Annotated in this window: 13 protein-coding genes; 9 read left to right on the forward strand and 4 right to left on the reverse strand. The window is 66.7% G+C overall.

The window, feature by feature from the left end; genetic code table 11:
- From QLQ85_RS06265 to QLQ85_RS06275, 3 genes are all read left to right on the forward strand, one after another.
- Positions 1 to 659: bacteriophage T4 gp5 trimerisation domain-containing protein (locus QLQ85_RS06265; protein WP_407650354.1), on the forward strand; the 659-nt coding region annotated here is incomplete at its 5' end.
- Between the two features lie 3 nt (positions 660 to 662).
- Positions 663 to 1,577: a hypothetical protein gene (locus QLQ85_RS06270; RefSeq protein ID WP_282738196.1), complete on the forward strand. Its 915-nt coding sequence runs from the start codon at positions 663 to 665 to the stop codon at positions 1,575 to 1,577.
- Between the two features lie 84 nt (positions 1,578 to 1,661).
- Positions 1,662 to 2,798 carry a WD40/YVTN/BNR-like repeat-containing protein gene (locus tag QLQ85_RS06275; protein ID WP_282738197.1) on the forward strand — a complete coding sequence of 379 codons (1,137 nt, stop codon included), beginning with the start codon at positions 1,662 to 1,664 and terminating at the stop codon, positions 2,796 to 2,798.
- A 67-nt stretch (positions 2,799 to 2,865) separates the two neighbouring features.
- Here QLQ85_RS06275 and QLQ85_RS06280 read toward each other — a convergent pair whose 3' ends face one another.
- The gene (locus tag QLQ85_RS06280; protein ID WP_282738198.1) at positions 2,866 to 4,179 is read right to left on the reverse strand and encodes a glycerophosphodiester phosphodiesterase family protein; all 1,314 of its coding nucleotides are present in this window, start codon (positions 4,177 to 4,179) and stop codon (positions 2,866 to 2,868) included.
- 299 nt (positions 4,180 to 4,478) lie between these two features.
- Here QLQ85_RS06280 and QLQ85_RS06285 point away from each other — a divergent pair, with 299 nt between their 5' ends.
- Positions 4,479 to 4,895 (forward strand): hypothetical protein, encoded by a 417-nt coding sequence (locus QLQ85_RS06285; RefSeq protein ID WP_282738199.1) that lies wholly within the window; start codon positions 4,479 to 4,481, stop codon positions 4,893 to 4,895.
- A gap of 100 nt (positions 4,896 to 4,995) precedes the next feature.
- Here the strand turns inward: QLQ85_RS06285 and QLQ85_RS06290 are convergent, their stop codons facing one another.
- The 3 genes from QLQ85_RS06290 to QLQ85_RS06300 all read right to left on the reverse strand — a co-directional run bounded on the left by QLQ85_RS06290 (position 4,996) and on the right by QLQ85_RS06300 (position 10,175).
- Complete coding sequence (locus QLQ85_RS06290) at positions 4,996 to 8,139, reverse strand: transglycosylase domain-containing protein (protein ID WP_282738200.1); 3,144 nt, start codon at positions 8,137 to 8,139, stop codon at positions 4,996 to 4,998.
- 107 nt (positions 8,140 to 8,246) lie between these two features.
- Complete coding sequence (thiI, locus tag QLQ85_RS06295) at positions 8,247 to 9,719, reverse strand: tRNA uracil 4-sulfurtransferase ThiI (RefSeq protein WP_282738201.1); 1,473 nt, start codon at positions 9,717 to 9,719, stop codon at positions 8,247 to 8,249.
- A 174-nt stretch (positions 9,720 to 9,893) separates the two neighbouring features.
- Positions 9,894 to 10,175, reverse strand: a complete 282-nt coding sequence (locus QLQ85_RS06300) for a hypothetical protein (protein WP_282738202.1) — start codon at positions 10,173 to 10,175, stop codon at positions 9,894 to 9,896.
- Positions 10,176 to 10,599: 424 nt separating this feature from the next.
- Between QLQ85_RS06300 and QLQ85_RS06305 the strand changes: the two genes are divergently transcribed.
- The 5 genes from QLQ85_RS06305 to QLQ85_RS06325 form a co-directional block, all read left to right on the forward strand.
- Entirely contained in the window at positions 10,600 to 12,528 is a 1,929-nt protein-coding gene (locus tag QLQ85_RS06305) for a TolC family outer membrane protein (protein ID WP_282738203.1), read from the forward strand.
- 14 nt (positions 12,529 to 12,542) lie between these two features.
- The gene (locus QLQ85_RS06310; RefSeq protein ID WP_282738204.1) at positions 12,543 to 14,714 is read left to right on the forward strand and encodes a type I secretion system permease/ATPase; all 2,172 of its coding nucleotides are present in this window, start codon (positions 12,543 to 12,545) and stop codon (positions 14,712 to 14,714) included.
- Entirely contained in the window at positions 14,714 to 16,138 is a 1,425-nt protein-coding gene (locus QLQ85_RS06315) for an HlyD family type I secretion periplasmic adaptor subunit (RefSeq protein WP_282738205.1), read from the forward strand. The genes QLQ85_RS06310 and QLQ85_RS06315 overlap by 1 nt, the downstream gene beginning before the upstream one ends.
- Entirely contained in the window at positions 16,138 to 16,761 is a 624-nt protein-coding gene (locus tag QLQ85_RS06320; RefSeq protein WP_282738206.1) for a response regulator transcription factor, read from the forward strand. Before QLQ85_RS06315 ends, QLQ85_RS06320 begins: the two co-directional genes overlap by 1 nt.
- 255 nt (positions 16,762 to 17,016) lie before the next feature.
- On the forward strand, positions 17,017 to 18,709 hold a 1,693-nt coding region (locus QLQ85_RS06325; RefSeq protein WP_282738207.1), incomplete at its 3' end, for a retention module-containing protein.

The raw sequence follows: 18,709 nt of genomic DNA on the forward strand, positions 1-18,709 counted from the left end.
ACCAGGCCGAGCGCGAGCAGATCTGGCTGCACGCCCAGAAGGACCTGGAGCTGCTGACCAACAACGACCGCACCGAGGAGATCGGCAACGACAGCCACCTCACCGTGCATCACGATCGCGTGAGCGAGATCCACAGCGACGACCACTTGACCGTGCACGGCCAGCGCCACACCCAGGTCGACGGCGACGACCACCTGATCGTCGGCGCCACCCGCCACGAGAAGACCGGCCGCGCCCAGCTCATCGAGGCCGGCCAGGAAGTGCACCACAAGGCCGGCAGCAAGACCGTCATCGACGCCGGTGCCGAGATCACCCTCCAGGCCGGCGGCAGCTTCATCAAGCTCGACCCCAGCGGCATCACCATCGTCGGCGTCCAGGTCAAGATCAACTCCGGCGGCAGCCCGGGCTCGGGGAGTGGGCAGGGGGCACTGGAGCCCTTGCTGCCTGCTGGTGTGGAAGGGCTTGAAATGGGCAATTACGATCAAGCGTTCGTGATCACCTGGGCGGGCACCAATATCCCCGCAGCCAACATGCGCTATCGAATGACAGACTCCCAAGGCAACATCGTCCAGGAAGGGCGAACCAACGAACTTGGCGAAACCGAGATGGCGCAAAGCCAAAGGCCGGGGCGGCTTCATATCGATATTCTGGAGGGATGAGACATGTCGTCGATGGAACGTGTGCTGGGCGAGACGGATGCCGCCTATACACCGACGAGCGATACACAGCGGGCAGAGGCCCATCTGCATATCTGCGACAAGCAGGTGCCGCCTGCCGCCGAAAGCCTGCTGGGTCGGTGTGAATACTATTATCGGCCGCTGCATGGCGAGTATGTCGAGAAGAGCGGGGTGGCGACCTGGGAAGCACTCAAGGCCTGGGCGACCCAATGGAACCCTTTCGATGATGCCATAGTGATTCGGCGTCTTCTGAACAAGCGAGATCGGCTCATCGAGCCGGAGAGCACGGACGATGACTGGTCGCGGCACGCCAACTTCATGATGCGCCATATTGGCTGCGGCCACCAGCCACCCGAATATTACGTCAGCTATGGCTACTACTACTGCTCGACCTATGGAGAGCGACTAAGGCCGCGATTGGAATTACAAGGGAAAGCATGGCTGGATCAAGCTCGCCGATTGCTTCAAGTAAATATCGAGCTTGGTTTGAAAGATAATATGAAAGGCGATGAAATCCATGTGGTATGCCGGCGCTATCCCAATCGCAGCGTCGAGATGACGGTGACAGAGCAAGAGCTAGAGATCGATAACGCGACCTTCAAGACCTTTGCCTTCAATACCCATGTGCCGGCCTATCTGGATGCCGGCCTGGCGGATCTTTCCATTCCCGACCTGATGAGAATCGGAGGCCAACCTAATGTCGAGGAGTGGCTGGACCGCGAAACCTGGCGCCAGGCCATCGACAGTGGTATGGAAGTCGGCTGGGAAAAGGCCGTGCGCGTTGGTGAAGCCGTCAGTGATACGGCGCGAACTGCGGCAGAAGCAGTGAGTGGTGCGGCAAGTCAGGGGGCTGATGCGGTCGAGCGTGCCTTGCAGGCTTTGACAAGGCACCTGAGATAGGAGGCAAGCGGGATGCGCTGGCGTTGGTTAGCAGGGTTGGTGGCGGCCATAGCGGTCGTGGGATATGTCGTGGGAGGCAATGGAATGTGGGACAGAGTCAGCAACGACTTTATGAAGGAAGACACGCCCTATGGGCCGGGGGACTTCCGTATTCGCGACGAGCAATTGCTTTCCATGAAGCTTACCAATCCTGAGTTGATCTTTCGGGAAAGAACACCCGAAGAGCTCGCAGAACCAAATTCGCGAGCCGAATTTACAGAAGAATGGATGAATGATGTATCCGAAATTGCCAACCGCCGCTCGGTGCGTATCCTGGGCGGTGATCTGGAGGGCGAGGTTACCCGGCGCTTCGAGGAGCCGGCCCAGCGGGCCGATTGGTGGGTATCACCAGATTGGCAGACGATCTACCTCGCCACTGGCTGGATGGACTATCACGATGAGCCCGCCGCTGGGCAGAGCTACACACCGCAACTCACCCAGCTATTCCGGTCCACCGATCAAGGTCGGGAGTGGGAAAAACTCCGCTGGCCCGAAGACCAGAACATTAGCTTTCTGCGCTTCCTCGATGCCGAGCGCGGCTACTTGATCGGCTGGGGGCCGCGGATCTGGCGCACCGAGGACGGCGGTGAGCACTGGGAGGAACTCCCGGTGCCGGACGGGGCGCGTAACCCGGAGAATGAGCGCCAGCAGTTCGACCTGGTGGCGCTGGGGCTTGACGGCACCTTACGCATGGCGTTCTTCCGGCCGGATAATGGCACCAGCCCGGTCTATGCGCTGCCCTGGGGCGAGGATACGCCGCGCCAGGAACTCACCCTGCCGCAGCATACCGTCAGCGACATCGCCGCCAACGAGCACGGCATAGTGTATGTGCTGGCCCGGGAAGGGCGCCCGCGCCATCTGACCGCTCCCGAGGAGCGCGACCAGCCGCGTCCCAGCTCGGTATGGGGCTGGAACGGCGAGACGCTGCAGGAGCTGCATGAGTTCGCGCCGCAACTGGTCGGCTACGCGCTCTATCTCACCCCGGAAGAGGGCTTGCTGTTCGACGGCGTCGACGACTCCAGCCTGCTGGGTAGTGACGTCACCGCGGTGAGCTACGACGGTGGGGGCAGTTGGAAGATCGAGGATGAAGGCCGCAGCGCTCAGGGCGGTTACTACGACGCGCAGACCGGCGAGCGCTGGCGGGTCTCGGGCTACTCGCTCTATCGGCGGGAGATTCCCTGAGGCGTGGCGTCACGGCGACCGGTGGCAGGGAGTTCGCCATCGGTCGCCGCCTTGATCGCTCCCTCGGTCAGCGCTGCTGCATGCAATTGTCGTAGAACGCCACGGTGGCCGGCCAGTCGCTGAAGACACCGATCACGCCGACGTCCTGGACGAGCACGTCTAGCGAGATCAGCTTGTCGCCCTCGCGGCGAATCACCTCCTCGGTGGTGCTGTGGTACCACTGGCCGCCCTCGGCCAGCGGGCCGGAGCGCTCGAGGGTCCAGGTGATCAGCTCGAGCCCGGCCTCCCTGGCGTGCTCGGCATAGGTCGAGGGCACCACGCGGCTGTCGCCGTCGCCGAACTCGGGGTTGGCGGCGAGCAGCATCCACATCGGCGGGGCGAGAATCTTCACGCCCTGATCGGCCAGTTCCTGCATGCTCGGTGACCAGGTGGCGGGGTCGGTGTGATCGAAGCCCTCGTCATCGTAGCGGCCATCCAGGTAGACGGCCTGCTCGCCGAACTCGGGTTCGTTCTCGATCCAGTAGAGCACGTCGTCGAGCAGGAACGACTGGGCGTAGACGTCACTTGCGGCCACATCGGCGGCCTTGTACTCGTCGATCATCTTCTGGGCGTAGTCCTGCTGGGACATGCCGTTGAAGGGCATCTCCACGCTGGGCTCCTTGAGTTCCGGGGTCATCTTCACGCCCAGGGCCTTGAACAGGTCGATGGTGTCGGCGTGGCTCATCAGGGTACCGCGGGTGTCGTAGAGGCCGGTGCGCCACCCGGGGGTGCCGGCGAGATACGCCTCGATGCTGCGTGCCTCGAGGTCGGCGCCTTCCATCTTGCCTTCCAGCGTGCGGAACTCGGCCAGGGTGATGTCGCTGGTGCAGCACTGGATGTCCGCGGCGTTGACGAGCTCGCCGCTGTCCGGGTCGAACTCCGGCGGCACGCTACACTTCTGCGCCAGGTCGGTCTCGACGATGTTGGTGGTGGTGTGCAGGTCGCACTGCGAGTGCCGGCAGACCAGCTCGTTGTCGGCGGTGAAGGTGACGTCGCACTCGATGATGCCGGCGCCGCCCTGGGCGCCGGCCAGGTAGGCTTCCAGGGTGTGCTCGGGGAACATCAGTGGAGCGCCGCGGTGGGCGATGGTCAGCTCGGAACGCTGGCCGTTGCGGTTGCCTGAGGCACAGCTCAACAGGTCGGACTTGAGCTCGCGTTCGCGGTCGGTCTCCTCGCTCATGTCGTGGACCAGGAACAGTGGGCGAGGGCCCAGGGTGACGTGGCTGGCGGCGTCGATCAGGGCATCGTCGTAGCCGGTAGGATCGGTGTCGCCGGCGTAGGCGGCAGGAGTGACGGTCAGGGCGGTGAGGCACCCCAGGGCGATGGTGAATTTGTTGTTCATGTCGTGTCTCGCTATCTTCCTTGTTGGCGTCGGGTGGAGGCGGTCACTGTGCCTGCGGCGCATGACAATCGCACGACGGTCAGGTGTGGTGTCGCTCCACCCCCACTAGAGTAGTTGTTTCACCCTGTGTCGTGGCACGTGTCATCCCCATCCTGACCGGGACGACAGGAGTTCGGCCTAAAGCAAGACAAGCTAACGTCGTGCCAAAATTGTCTGACCGACTTGGACCGTGGCCACTACACTCAATGGCGCACCAACACTCCGTTGCGCACCAACACTCCGTTCTGAGGGGCCTTAACATGTCAACCGCCAAAGCTGAACAAGTGCCCACGGTTCACGAGATTCCCGCAGCGAACTACGATACCTTTGCCGTCCTGCCCGAGAGCGTCGCCATTGCCTCGCAGCCGATGTTCGACTGGTGGGTGCATCACTGGATGGATGCCTCGCATCCGCTGGTCAGGATGCAACAGGCCTGGATGGAGTCGGTTCTCGAGACGATCCAGGTCGAGGCCGAGTTCCTGGCCGCCTGCGCCGTCTCGGGCGAGAAGATGTCGAAGTGCTTCTCCGACCCCGAAACGCTGCGCGATCCCACGCTGCTGAGCAGCTGCTATCACGAGGTCGCCAAGGACATGACCGATGCCCATCTCTCACGGCTCGGCAAGGTGGCCGATCTTCCCAAGGACTTCCGGCAACGGCTCTGGGAGGAGATCTGCTGAGCCGACGTTCATCCCGATACTGCCATGAACGGGAAGGAAGGGGTTGCCCCTCCCTTCCCGTTTTGCCGTGTGTGCTCGCCGCCGCTCGGACGAGGAGAGATCACATCGAGCGCCGGGCCATCAGCATCTCCCTTGTCGCCGGTGGCCGGCACTGGTTGCGGGTGCCGGGGGCGAGGTGCGGCGCCAGGATCGGCTCCATGCCCTTGAGTACCTGGACTGGCAGGGCCGAGGTGAAGCGGAAGTTGTCCGACTCGCCGCCCGCCACGTAGGCGGTGAGGGTGCCGAAGTGGTCATCGCCGAGGTAGAAGACGAAGGTGGCGGTGCGATTGCGCGCCCGGGAGTCGATGACATGCCCGCCGCGGGTCACCGTCTCGATGCGGTTGTTGCCGGTACCGGTCTTGCCGCCCATGGGCAGGGCGGTGCCGTCGTCCTGGGCGAAGCTGCCCTGCAGGCGACGAGCGGTACCGCCATCCACCACCTGGGCGAGCGTCTCGCGCAGTACCGCGGCCACTTCCGGGGCCATGACCTGTCGCGCACGGCCCTCGGCCGGCACGAAGCGGGTCTCGTAGGGGGTGGCGTCGGCGAAGTGCAGGTCGTCGATGCGCAGGGTCGGCAGGCGTACGCCGTCGTTGAGGATGATCCCGATCAACTCGGCCAGGGCCGCCGGGCGATCGCCCGAGGTGCCCACCGCGGTGGCCAGCGACGGCACCAGGTGCTCGAAGGGGTAGCCCAGGCGCTGCCAGCGCTGGTGAATGTCGAGGAAGGCCTCGACCTCGAGCATGGTGCGGATGCGTATATCGCGGGCGCTACGGTGGCGGGTCTTGAACAGCCAGCCATAGACGTCCTGGCGTTCCTGCTGGCTGGCGGCGGCGGCCTCGAAGAAGGTGGCCTCGGGATCGTCCAGCAGGTAGCCGAGTAGCCACAGTTCCAAGGGGTGCACCTTGGCGATGTAGCCCTGGTCCGACAGCGAATGGTTGCCGGGGGCATGGACGTCATAGAGTTCGTCGATGCGACGATCGCTGAGCGTTTCACCGGGCAACCACTCGGCGAGGAAGGCGGCGAAGGCGTCGCGGTCGGCCTCCGGGAAGAGATAGCGATGCACCGCGGCCAGGCGCGAGGCCGTGATGCGCAACCCGCCGAGAAAGGCATCGAGGCGTTCGTCGCTGCCCATGTCACGGTACTTGCGCCAGAACCGCTGCATGAAGACACGCCCCTCACGGTCGGCAAAGCGCTGCAGGTACTCCAGCCGGCGCGGGTCGCCGTCGTCCGCGAGCAGTTGGCTGCGATGCTCGTTGCGATGGGTGCTGTAGCGCACCAGATCGCGCAGCACGCGCACGAAGGGCAGGTTGAGCGATTCGCGCATGGCCTCCGAGAGGGTGGGGTTGCGGCCGTTGTCCTCGCGGCGGAAGTTGCTGAAGGTATGACGCCCGCCGCCGGTGAAGAAGGCCTCATGGGGGCTGGCCGAGTAGCGCCGCTCCATGGCGGCCGCGAGGATCTCGTCGAGTCCGATGTCGGGGCGGGCGATCAAGGTGTCGAGCACCCAGCGGCTGAGCACGTCCTGACGATCCACCCCCACTTGACGCAGCGTCTCCACGGACTTGCCGGCATGGTGCTGGTGCAGCTCGGCGATCACTTCCAGGTAGGTCGCCAGTACCCGCAGCTTGGCGGTGGAACCGAGCTCCAGCTTGCTGCCCTCGTTGATGTCGAAGGGCTGGCCGGTGTTGTCGGTCTGCACACGCACGCGGAAGCCGTCATCGCCCCGCTCAAGGAGGGTGAAGCTGTAGCGAACCTCGCGAGTCTTCTCCGGCGACAACAGGCGATCGCCGAACAGCCCGATCTCGCTGGCGAAGTCAGGGTCGGCGAGTCGGTACAGGTAGTCGGTGACCTGGCGCTGCAGGTCGCCGTGGAGCGTGGTGCGCGCCCTCATGTCGAGTCGGTCCAGGTCGTAGAACGGCAGGCCGACCAGGCCACCGAGGCGGCCACGGGCCATCTGCAGGCCCTTGTCCGGCTCGACCTGCAGGCGCACCGGATCACGCGCGAAATCGCGGAAGGGCAGGCGCTGACCGAGGGCGGCATCGCGCAGGTCGGGGCCGACCAGCGCCTCGTCGGCGAGCAGGCGCAGGTAGCTGTCGGTGAGTTGCTCCAGCGCCTGACGGCCAGTGGTGAGGTACCAGGAGGGGCGGCGCTGGGCGATCATCAGGGCGACCACCTGGCGCAGCGCCAGGCCCTGGGCCTCGAGGGTGGCGGACGAGTTGAAGTCGGGTACCAGCAGCCGGTTCAGCTCGTCGAACTCGGCACCGAACCAGACCCATAGCCCGTCGCCGATCCCGTGTACCTCGCCGTAACCGGGGGCCGCCGACAGCGGTACCGAGTTGAGGTAGTCCAGCGCCACGTCCTGACGCGCGGCCAGTGTCTGTGGGCCCTGCTGGTAGCCGCGCACGCTGGCCGAGACCATCTGGCGCACCTTCTCCATCGGCGACCCGGTCAGCCCGCGCGGGGAGTGCCGGTACTTCTCGACCTGGGTCGCCAGGGTGCTCCCGCCGGCGGCCTGGCCGGGCATGTCCAGCGCACGACCCACCTGGGACATGGCCGCCTTGGTGAAGCGTGGCCAGTCCACCGCCGGGTTGGCGTAGGGGGCGCTCTCATCGAGCAGTTGGCGGTTCTCGATGTACAGCAGCACCTGCAGCATCAGCGGGGGGACGGCATCGAAGTGCGGATAGTGACGCTGGGGATGGCGGAATTCGTAGAGCGTCTCGCCACGGCACTCTTCCAGGGTCAGGCCGGCCCGGGTCTTCTCCGGGTAGGGCGGGAAGAAGCCGCGACGGGTGTATTCCAGCAGCGCCGGCGAGAAGCGTGCCTGGCGTTCGATGTCGTAGCCTCGCCCGAGCAGGCGTTCTTCGATCTGTGGCAACTGGGCATAGCCCAGGCGCTGGTCGAAGGGCCCGTGGCGGGGGAACAGGATGCGATCGCTCTGCCCGGGTGAGAGGGTGTAGCCCAGCGTGCCGGCATAGCGCGACAGCTCCTGGGACTGGAAGTGCGAGGTACGTGCCTCGGCGACCAGCAGGGTGGCCAGGGTGACGGCGAGCAGGGCGAGCAGTATCAGCCCCCAGTTGCGCAGGCGGTGCCGCGGCTTCTCGGGTACGTGAGCCGGCTCCAGCGGCGGTTCCTGGATGATGAGCGAATGCGCTACGCCTTTCCCTGGCGGTGATACGGAGGAAGAAGACGACGACCCGTGAGCACCCATACGCCACCCTCGCAACCTGCGATAACAAATTGTTCCTTTTTGTAGCGTAGCTCGGGGACGGGGAAAGTGTAGCGCGCGACAGCAAAAAAAAACGCTGTTCGAGTGCCTCAGGTCGCGCGGTAGACGCCGAAGTGCGTCAGCCCCTGGTCGTGCAGGTGCAGGGCCTGCATCCGGCTCATCACCCCCTGGTCGCAATAGAGCAGGTAGCAGCGATCGTCGGGCAGGCCCGGGGCGCGGTCCTGGAGTTCATAGAAGGGGATCTCGAGGCGCGGTACATCGGGCAGCCGCAGGGGGGATGCCTCGCGTTCCTCCGGGGCGCGGATGTCGATCACGCTGGCGTCGCCGAATTGCGCGAGGGCCTGTGGCGAGTCCACCATCGGCACCTCGCCGGGGGTATGCCGGTGCTCCAGCAGGCGGTCGGAGCGGGTCGTCTCGGCCGCCCCGATGGCGGCCTCGAGCACCGCGAAGTCGAAACCGGCCTCGGCCTGCTCGACATCGCGGGCGCGGGCGCTGGTATGGGGCCGGCGGGAGATCACCCCGCAGTACTCGGGCATCGTCTCGGCGAAGCGGGCGGTGTCGAGGCGGCGCGCCTGGGCGATGATGTCCTGTTTGTCCTCGGTGAGCAGCGGACGCAGGATCGGCAGCTCGCTCGCTTCGTCGATCAGCGCCAGGTTGGTCAGGGTCTGGCTCGAGACCTGGGCGATGGCGTCGCCGGTGACCAGCGCCGGGATCCGCTCGCGCTGGGCGATGCGGCCGGCGGCGCGCACCATCATGCGCTTGAGCACCACCCCCATGAGCCCATCGGGCACGCTGCGCAGGATCTCGGCGACCACTCCCTCGAAGGGTACCGAGAGGAAGTTGACGCGATGGGAACTGCCGTAACGCTGCCACAGGTGATGGGTCACCTCACGCACCCCGGCTTCGTGGGCCGGCCCCCCCAGGTTGAAGAACAGGAAGTGGGTCTTGATGCCGCGACGCATCATGCGCCAGGCCGCCACCGGCGAGTCGAAGCCGCCGGAGATCAGCGTCAGGGCCTGGCCCTGGAGGCCGAGGGGGTACCCGCCCAGGCCGGGCCAGCGAGCCTGGATCAGCCGCAGTCGCTGGTGCACGACCTCCACGGCCACGTCCACCTCCGGGCGGGTGAGGTCGACCCGCGCGTCGGGGCTCGCCTCGAGCAGCCGGCGGCCGACCAGGCGCTCGATGTGCTCGGAACTGAAGTCATGGTCGCCGCGGCGCTTGGCACTGACCCGAAAGCGGCGCCCCGCGATGGCGCGCTGCCACAGCGGCACCACCCGGTCGGCGATGTCGGTCAGGTCGGAGAAGGGCACCTCGCGGATGGCCAGCACCTCGTGGATGCCCGGGATCCGGGTCAGGCGCTCTTCCATCTCCCGGGTCAGCGTTTCGGGCAGTGCCTCCGGCAGGGTGACGTGCAGGGCATCCCAGGTGTCCTTGACGCTGATCCCTTCGTCGAGCCGCCGCAGGATGATGCGCACGTTGCCGGCCAGGCAGCGCGTCATGTGCCGGCGTACGGAGCGCGACTTGATGGTGATCTCGGGAAACAGCTTGAGCAGATAGTGCATGCGTAAAAAACGATTCAAAAACAGTCTGTTGACATGATATCAGGGCCGCCGCGACAGTGCACGGCCTCGACCGGCAGGGTCGGGGCTACCCCGGCGGATTCCCCGATGCAGAACGCCCGGCGAGTTGCCGGGCGTTACTGGGCGACGGGGCGAGCGCTGGGCGAGGAGGATGGCTCAATAGAGGGCCTGCTCCTCGTCGACCACCTCCTTGAGGACCTCCAGGTAGAGCCGGTCGGCCTCGGAGTGTTCGGCCGGATCCTCCGGGATATGCACGCTGGTGGTGTCCGAAATCTCGTTGGCGATGCGTGCCATCGCCTCGCTCTTGCTGCCTTCCGACAGCTGGCGGCGGGCGATCTCCAGCGACTGCTCGAGGATCCTGGGGTCCTGCAGCAGTTTCTTGATGAAGCCACGCAGCTCGTTGATGACGCGTGTCTTCTGGATTTCCGAAGAGGACATGGCGTTCTCCTTGTCGTGACGCTGCCGTGTCGGTGATGGCGTGACGATAGCACGTTTGGCATGGGGCGGGAGAGAGGGAGAGTGGCGGTGAAGAATACTTTGTAAGCTTTCTCTTACATCAAGAGTCGTTGATCTCTTCGCTTTTTGCATCGATTAGGGATTGGACAAATGCCCAGTCATGGTTACAATGACTTACAAAGGGTTAACGTTCATGAAAAAGTATTGTGGCCCTCACCTCGCTCCAGCCGAGTTTCCTGATACCGGCCCGGAGGGAGGCGTCGCCAGCCGAAGGGAAGCGGGAAAGGGAAGCGCCGTCCGGAAATGCCGGATGAGTCCCGTCACAACAAGAAAAATTGACTCAACCTCCTGACGGGCCCGGCAGCGTCCTTGGCTGCTCGCCTGCCAACCATGAAAGGGAACTCGAATGAATTTCACAATCGACTCTTCGCGTGTCCGGGGTACCCGCCGACTGGCGCGGGCTGTCGTGGTGGGTACTTCGCTCACCCTGTTGCCGCTCGCGGCCGCCGTGGCCCAGTCGTTGCCGCCTGGCCTGGCCGCTCCCGGTTCGGCCAACCTCCAGCAGGTGGTGCAGCGTGCCATCGCCACCAATCCCGAGGTCCAGGCCGCCTGGAACGGCCTGCGGGCCTCCGGGCATGACGTCGACGTGGCGCGCGGCAACTACCTGCCGAGCGTCGATGTGGCCGGCGGGATCGGGCGCGAGGACCTCGAGGGTGACGGGCGTGGCAGCTACGACACCGATTTCGTCGAGCTGACCCTGACTCAGATGCTCTACGACGGTTTCGCCACGCGCAGCGAGGTGGCGCGTCTCGACCGCGCCAAGCTGGTGCGCTACTACGAACTGCTGGGGGCGAGCGAGGACGTTGCCCTGGAGGCCACCCGGGCCTATCTCGACGTCAGCCGCTATCGCGATCTGGTGGGCCTTGCCCAGGACAACTACGCCGATCACCTGCGGGTCTTCAACCAGATCGAGGAGCGGGCGCTGTCGGGTGCCGGTCGCGGCGTCGACCTGCAGCAGATCAACGGCCGCCTGGCCCTGGCCGAGTCCAACCTGATGACCGAGGCCTCCAACCTGCATGACGTCACGGCGCGCTATCAGCGCATCGTCGGTGACCTGCCGGCGGAGAACCTCGCCCCGGCGCCGGGCCTCGACGAGCGCCTGCCGCCCTCGGTGGCCGAGGCCGTGGACCTGGCCTTCGCCGGTAACCCGGAGTTCCATGCCGCCATCGAGAACATCGAGGCGTCACGGGCCGAGCGCGATGGAGCCAGGTCCGGCTTCCATCCGCGCCTCGACCTGCGTGGCCGTACCGGTACCAACAACGAGAGCGGCCTCAATGGCCGTCGCGACCGGCACAGCATCGAGCTGGTGGCGAGCATGAACCTCTACCGCGGTGGCAGCGACCTGGCCTCCTTCCGTGCCGCCACCGATCGGGTCGAGCAGGCGATCAATCAGCGGGAGGTGGCTTGCACCAATGTGCGCCAGACCACCCAGATCGCCTATAACGACACCCAGCGCCTGCGCGAGCAGATGCAGTATCTCAACCAGCACCGCCAGTCCATCGACCGCGTGCGTGGCGCCTACCAGCAGCAGTTCGACATCGGCCAGCGCACCCTGCTCGACGTGCTGGACAGCGAGAACGAGTACTTCGAGGCCAGTCGTGCCTACGTCAATGCCCAGTACGACGTGGCCCTGTCCGACGCTCGTACCCTGGCCGCCATGGGCCAGCTGATGCAGGCGCTCGAGGTGCGCCGCGACGACATGCCGACCCTGGCCGAGCTGGGCAGCGACGGCATCGAGATCAATCCCGATGTGATCTGCCCGGCCCAGGGGCCGTCCGGTTTCACCCTCTCCGACTTCACCGGTGGCATCACGGCGCCGGCACCGACCCGGGCGCCGGACATCACGCTGTCCGCCGATGCCCTGTTCGCCATCAACAGTGCCGAGCTCTCCGCCGAGGCCCGCGACGAACTGGCCGGGCTGGCCTCGCAGATCCGTGGGCGCACCGACCTGGCGCGGGTCTTCATCGCCGGCCATGCCGACAGCACCGGCAGCGATGCCATCAACGACCCGCTCTCACAGGCGCGTGCCGACAGCGTCGCCGCTTACCTGGTCAGCCAGGGGGTGCGCCGCGACCTGGTCGAGACCCGTGGCTACGGCTCCCGCCAGCCGGTGGCGAGCAACGACACCGTCGCTGGCCGTCGCCAGAATCGGCGGGTCGAGGTGACCCTGGAGCGGGTCGGCGAGAACCTCGACATGAGTTTCCGCCCCGTCGCGGAGCAGCCCCTTGGCCTCGCCGCCGGCAATGACGCACTCTCCCGCGGTGTGGCGGGGTAACATCAGAGGTAGGTGTGACGCTCAGAGAAAACCTGGACCCGTCCTCGGGTCCTTCGCGCCCCGTCGTTCGGGATGAGCTCCTCGAATGCCTCCAGTCCATCGCCCTGATCCACGGGCATGCGGCGACGGCGGAGTCGTTCACCGCCGGCCTGCCCCTCGAGGAGGGCCGGATCACGCCGGCGGTCTTCCCGCGGGCCGCCTCCCGGGCGGGGCTCACCGCGCGGATCGTCAAGAGTCGTCTGGTGCAGCTCAATCCGGCACTGCTTCCTGCCGTGCTGTTGCTGGAGCCGGGCCGCGCCTGCGTGCTGGTGGCGCTGGACCTCAAGGCGCGCCGTGCCCGGGTGATCTTCCCCGAGCTGGGCGATGCCGAGACCGAGGTCGGCCTCGATGGCCTCCAGTCGAGCTACAGCGGCCAGGCGATCTATGTGCGTCCGCGCTTCCATTTCGACGCCCGTGGGCCCGAGGTCGACAAGCAGCGCGCGCGCCACTGGTTCTGGGGGGTGATCCGCGACAACCGCAAGCTCTACCGCGACGTCATCGCCGGTTCGGTGGCGATCAACCTCTTCGCCGTGGCGATGCCGCTGTTCGTGCTCAATGTCTATGACCGGGTGGTGCCCAACCACGCCACCGAGACACTCTGGGTCCTGGCCGTCGGCATCTTCGTGGTGCTCTGCTTCGACCTGGCGCTGCGCCTGATGCGCAACGCCTTCGTCGACCTGGCGGCGAGTCGTGCCGACGTCAAGCTGTCGTCGTCGATCATGGCGCGGGTGCTGGGGCTGAGGATGGAGGCCCGGCCGGCCTCCACCGGTTCGTTCGCGGCGACGCTGCAGTCCTTCGAGTCGGTCCGGGGCTTCATCGGTTCGGCCACGGTGGTGGCGCTGGTCGATCTGCCCTTCGTGCTCCTGTTCGCCGGCATCATCGCGCTGATCGCCCCGCCGTTGGTGCTCCCGGTGCTGGCGGGCATCGTCTTCGTGCTGCTCTACGCCCTGGCGGCCCAGGGCAAGCTCCACGAGCTCTCCGAGACGACCTGGCGAGTGGCTGCCCAGCGCAACGCCACCCTGGTCGAGTCGATCTCGCACCTGGAGACGGTCAAGGCGCTGCGTGCCGAGAGCCGCATCCAGGGCATCTGGGAGAAGGCCTCCGCCTATCTGTCGCGCACCGCCGCCCAGTTGCGCCTGGTCAGTTCCTCGGTCTCCAGCGTGGCGCTCTGGGCCCAGCACAGCGTGGCGGTCGGCGTGATCCTCATCGGGGTCTACCAGATCATCGAGGGCAACCTGACGCAGGGTGGGCTGATCGCCGCCTACCTGCTCTCGTCGCGGGCCATGGCACCGGTCAGCCAGGCCGCGGCGCTGCTCGCCCAGTACCACCAGTCGTCCACGGCGCTGCAGTCGCTCGACGCGGTGATGGAGCGTCCGGTGGAGCGTCCCGACGACAAGCAGTTCATCAGTCGGCCGGTGGTGCGTGGCGAGATCCGCTTCGACAAGGCGAGCCTGCGCTACCCCGATGAAGAACGCGATGCCCTGCGCGATATCTCGCTCACCATCGAGCCCGGCGAGAAGGTCGCCCTGCTCGGCCGGGTGGGCTGCGGCAAGTCGACGCTCACCAAGCTCATCCTGGGACTCTACGCGCCCAGCGCCGGGGCGGTGCTGGTCGACGGCGTCGACATTCGCCAGTTCGACCCCATCCAGTTGCGTCGCCACATCGGCTATGTGCCCCAGGACGTCAGCCTGTTCTTCGGTTCGCTGCGTGACAACGTGGTGGCCGGGGGCGGCAGCGACGGCGTGGACGACGAGGCGCTGCTGCGGGCGATCGAGCTCGCCGGCCTGGAGAGCCTGGTCAACTCCCACCCCCATGGGGTCGACCTGCAGGTGGGCGAGCGTGGCCAGTCGCTCTCCGGTGGCCAGCGGCAGGCGGTGGCCATCGCCCGCGCCCTGGTCCATGACCCGCAGATCCTGCTGCTCGACGAACCGACCAGTTCCATGGACCACGCCAGCGAGGAGACCTTCAAGGCCAGCCTCAAGGCGTATGCCCACGGCAAGACCATGATCGTCGTTACCCACCGCACCTCGCTGCTGTCGCTGGTCGACCGCATCGTCGTCATCGACGCCGGCAAGGTGGTCGCCGACGGCCCCCGCGACAAGGTGGTAGAGGCCCTGCGCAAGGGCCAGATCGGGAGGGCCGGCTGATGGCGAAGCGCAAGACCGCCGAACAGCAGGGCTTCGAGGCCATCGGGCGCTTCTCCGAGGTGGGCGGCAAGCCGTTCCGGCCCTTCATCGACCGGCTCTTCGCTCGCCGCGTCACGGCGGCACACCTCAACCGCGACTGGGCCAGCGACGCCGACTGGGCGCGACTGCAGCAGGACCCGCTTCGTGCCCGGGCCTTCCTCTACGTGGTGCTGCTGGCGGTAGTGGCATTGATCACCTGGTCGTATTTCGCCTCCATCGACGAGGTGACCCGGGGGAGCGGTCGGGTGATTCCCTCCAGCCAGCTGCAACGGGTGCAGACCTTCGACGGTGGCGTGGTACAGGAGATCCTGGTGCGCGAGGGTCAGATGGTCGAGGCCGGCCAGGTGCTGATGCGCATCGACCCGACCCGCTTCGTCTCCAGCTTCCGCGAGAACCGCGCCCAGGCGCTGGCGCTGGAGGCACGCGCCGAACGGTTGCGGGCGCTGATCACCGAGACCCCCTTCGACCCCGCGGAGACCCTGCGCAGCGAGGCGCCCGGGATCGTCGCCCAGGAGCGCGAGGTCTACGAGAGTCGCCGCGCGGAGCTGCGCGAGCAGGAGAGCATCCTCGCCGATCGCATCCGCCAGCGCGAGGAGGAGCTGCGCGAGGCCCGGGCCAAGCGCGACACCGCCCAGCGCGAGGCCAACATGGCCGGCCAGGAGCTCAACCTGACGCGCCCGTTGCTGCAGTCCGGGGCGGTATCCGAGGTCGAGGTGCTGCGTCTGCGGCGGGAGGTCTCGCGGGCCACCGGCGAGCGCGACCAGGCGGCGGCGGCGGTATCGCGGCTCGAGGCCGCCGTGGAGGAGGCGCGTACCCAGTTGAGCGAGGTCGGGACCGAGCGGCGCAGCGATTGGCAGAACGATCTGGCCCAGACGCTGGGCGACCTCAATGCCCTGGACGAATCCAGTACCGGGCTGCAGGACCGGGTGCTGCTGGCCGAGGTGCGTTCGCCGGTGGATGGCGTGGTGCAGCGTCTGGCCATCAACACCATCGGCGGGGTCGCCCAGGCCGGTCAGGAGGTGGTGGAGATCGTGCCCAGTGACGACAAGCTGCTGGTCGAGGCGCGCATCGCCCCCCAGGACATCGCCTTCCTGCGCCCCGGGCAGCCGGCGACCATCAAGCTCACCGCCTACGACTTCGCGATCTACGGCGGGCTGTCGGCCGAGCTCGATCACATCAGCGCCGACACCATCACCGACGACAACGACAACACCTTCTACCTGGTGCGCGTGCGGACCCTGCCGAACGAGAACATTGCGAGCGAGCTGGCGGTGATACCCGGCATGACCGCCCAGGTCGACATCATGACCGGCAAGCGCACCGTGATGCAGTACCTGCTCAAGCCCGTGCTGCGGGCCTGGAGTGACTCCATGGGAGAGCGATGATGGCACACCTCTTCGTCTGTCAGGGGCGCGACGAGATCCCGCGCTGGCGCGAGGCGTTTCCCCAGGCCCGCCTGGTGAGCCCGCAGCAGGCGAGGGCCTGGGCCGGCCGCGACGATCGGGTCTGGGTGATGAGCAACCTCGAGGGGTGGTCGGCCCTGGTGTCGAGCTTCAGTGGGCGGGGCGCCATCCTCGCCGTGTTGAGCTATGCGCCGAACTCGCTCGAGGCCTTCCAGGCCCTGAACGCCGGCGCACGCGGCTACGCCCATGCGCTCTCGCCAGTGGAGCTGTTGCGTCAGGTGGAGGTGGTGATCACCAACCAGGGAATCTGGGTCTGGCCCGAACTGCTCACCCAGGTGGTGGGAGGCACCTTCAAGGCGCTGGGAGGCGAGTCACGGCTGCAGGAGGAGACCCTGGCACTGCTCACCGGGCGGGAGCGGGCGGTGGCCCTGGCCGTGGCCGAGGGGCACAGCAACAAGGCGGTCGCCCGGCGGCTCGACATCACCGAGCGAACCGTCAAGGCCCACCTCGGGGCGGTGTTCCGCAAGCTCGGCGTCCGTGACCGCATGCAACTGATCCTGCGGCTCTCGCACCAGGACGCGAGCGTCTCCGATCCGGGGCGTTGAATGCCGTCTTCAACCAGACGGGACACCACACTCGCTTTCGCCGCATTCCCCGATAAGCCAACAGCACTCTTCTCGGCCGCCATTCTTGATGGTGGTCATGTTTTTCTCCTACCTGTCCATCGGTCCAATACTCAACCGAAGCTTTGTTACTTAATGTGAAGGTATAAGCCGCCCAAGGGTCATGTTCCTCCGCCTTGCGAATGATGGGCACCTGATGCGGCATCCGAAGACGAATACCTCGCAGGGAGTCATGCCATGACCATCGCAACCGTCGTTTCCCTCTCCGGCCAGGCCTGGGCCCGTGACGCCGAAGGCAACCTGCGCGAACTGCGCGTCGGCGATACCCTCCAGGAAGGCGAGACCCTCGTCACCGCCGACAATGCCCGGGTCGAACTCGACTTCGGCGACAATCTCGACCCGACCCTGATCGAGGGTGGCCGGCAGATCGCCATGACGCCGGATCTCGATGCCGACCAGCCCGTGGCCGCAGAGGATGCCAGCGCCCTGGACGAGGATCTCGAGGCGCTGCTCGCCGCCCTCGAGGACGAGGAGGGCGACCTGCTCGATATCTTCGACGCCACGGCGGCCGGCGCCGGCCCGGGGGGCGGCGGTGGCGATGGCCATAGCTTCGTGCGCCTGGCCCGTATCGCGGAAGACACCGACCCGCTGGCCTTCGACTTCAGCGTCGGGCAGCTCGATGGGCCGCCTGAGGGCGGGGCGCCGGGCTTGCTGGCCGAAGTGGAAGCACAAGAGCAAGAGCCTGAACCAGCACCGCCGAGCGAGGAGCCGGAAATTGTCGACGCCATCCCGGAAGCGGGGGCGTCCGGGACCGAGCTCTTCGATGCCCAGCTGCTGCAAGAGGGGGGCTCGGTGTCTAGCGGCACGCTGGGCTTCGACTTCGGTGACGACGGGGTGGGCAGCATCGGCTTCGCCGGCATGGACGGTGCCAGCGGTGTCGTGGGCACCGAGACCGTCACCTACGACTGGGATGCCGGCAGCAACACCCTGACCGCCACCGGTCCGCGCGGTGACCTGTTCATGGCCCAGGTGAACCCGACCACCGGCGAGTACACCCTGACGCTGCTCGACAATGTCCTGCACGCCGAGGGTACCGACGATGCCAGCACCGAGCTGACCTTCACGGTGATCGATGGCAATGGCACCGAGGCCACGGGGTCCCTGACCATTACCTTCTTCGATGCCGTCCCCGAGGCGGTGGACGACGGCGCGGCGATCGACGAGGACGCCGCCGCGCCGCTGACCGGCAGCGTGCTGAGCAACGACACTCAGGGCGCCGACGCCCTGGCCAGCGTGGCGTTCGACGGCACCGCCGCCCAGTACGGCAGCTTCACCGACAACGGCGACGGCACCTGGAGCTACACCCTCGACAACAGCCTGGCGGAAGTCCAGGCACTCGACGACGGCGAGACCCTCACCGAGACCTTCGACTACACCCTGACCGACGCCGACGGCGACACCAGCACCGCCACCCTGACCCTCACCATCAACGGCCAGACCGACGGCCCGCCGGTGATCGACATCGACGACGCCGACGGCGACGCCACCGGCGCCGACAACAGCGTGGTCGAAGGCACCGGCGACACCGTCACCGGTACCATGAGCGTGAGTGCCGAGGCCGGCATCGCCACGGTCACCGTGGGCGGCCAGGACATCACCAACGCCAGCACCACCCCGGTGGTGATCGCCGCCGCCAACGGCACCCTCACCGTGACCGGCTACGACGCCGCCACGGGCGAAATCAGCTACGCGTACACCGAGGACGGCGCCGCCGCCGATCACGGCGCGGGCGACAGCAGCGTGGTGGACAGCTTCGACGTCAGCGTCAGCGACGTGGCCGGCGTGACCACCAGCGACAGTCTCGACATCCAGATCATCGACACCGCCCCCGAGGCGGTGGACGACAGCGCGGCGATCGACGAGGACGCCG

Source organism: Halomonas kalidii (assembly GCF_030010475.1).
GTDB lineage: Bacteria > Pseudomonadota > Gammaproteobacteria > Pseudomonadales > Halomonadaceae > Halomonas > Halomonas heilongjiangensis.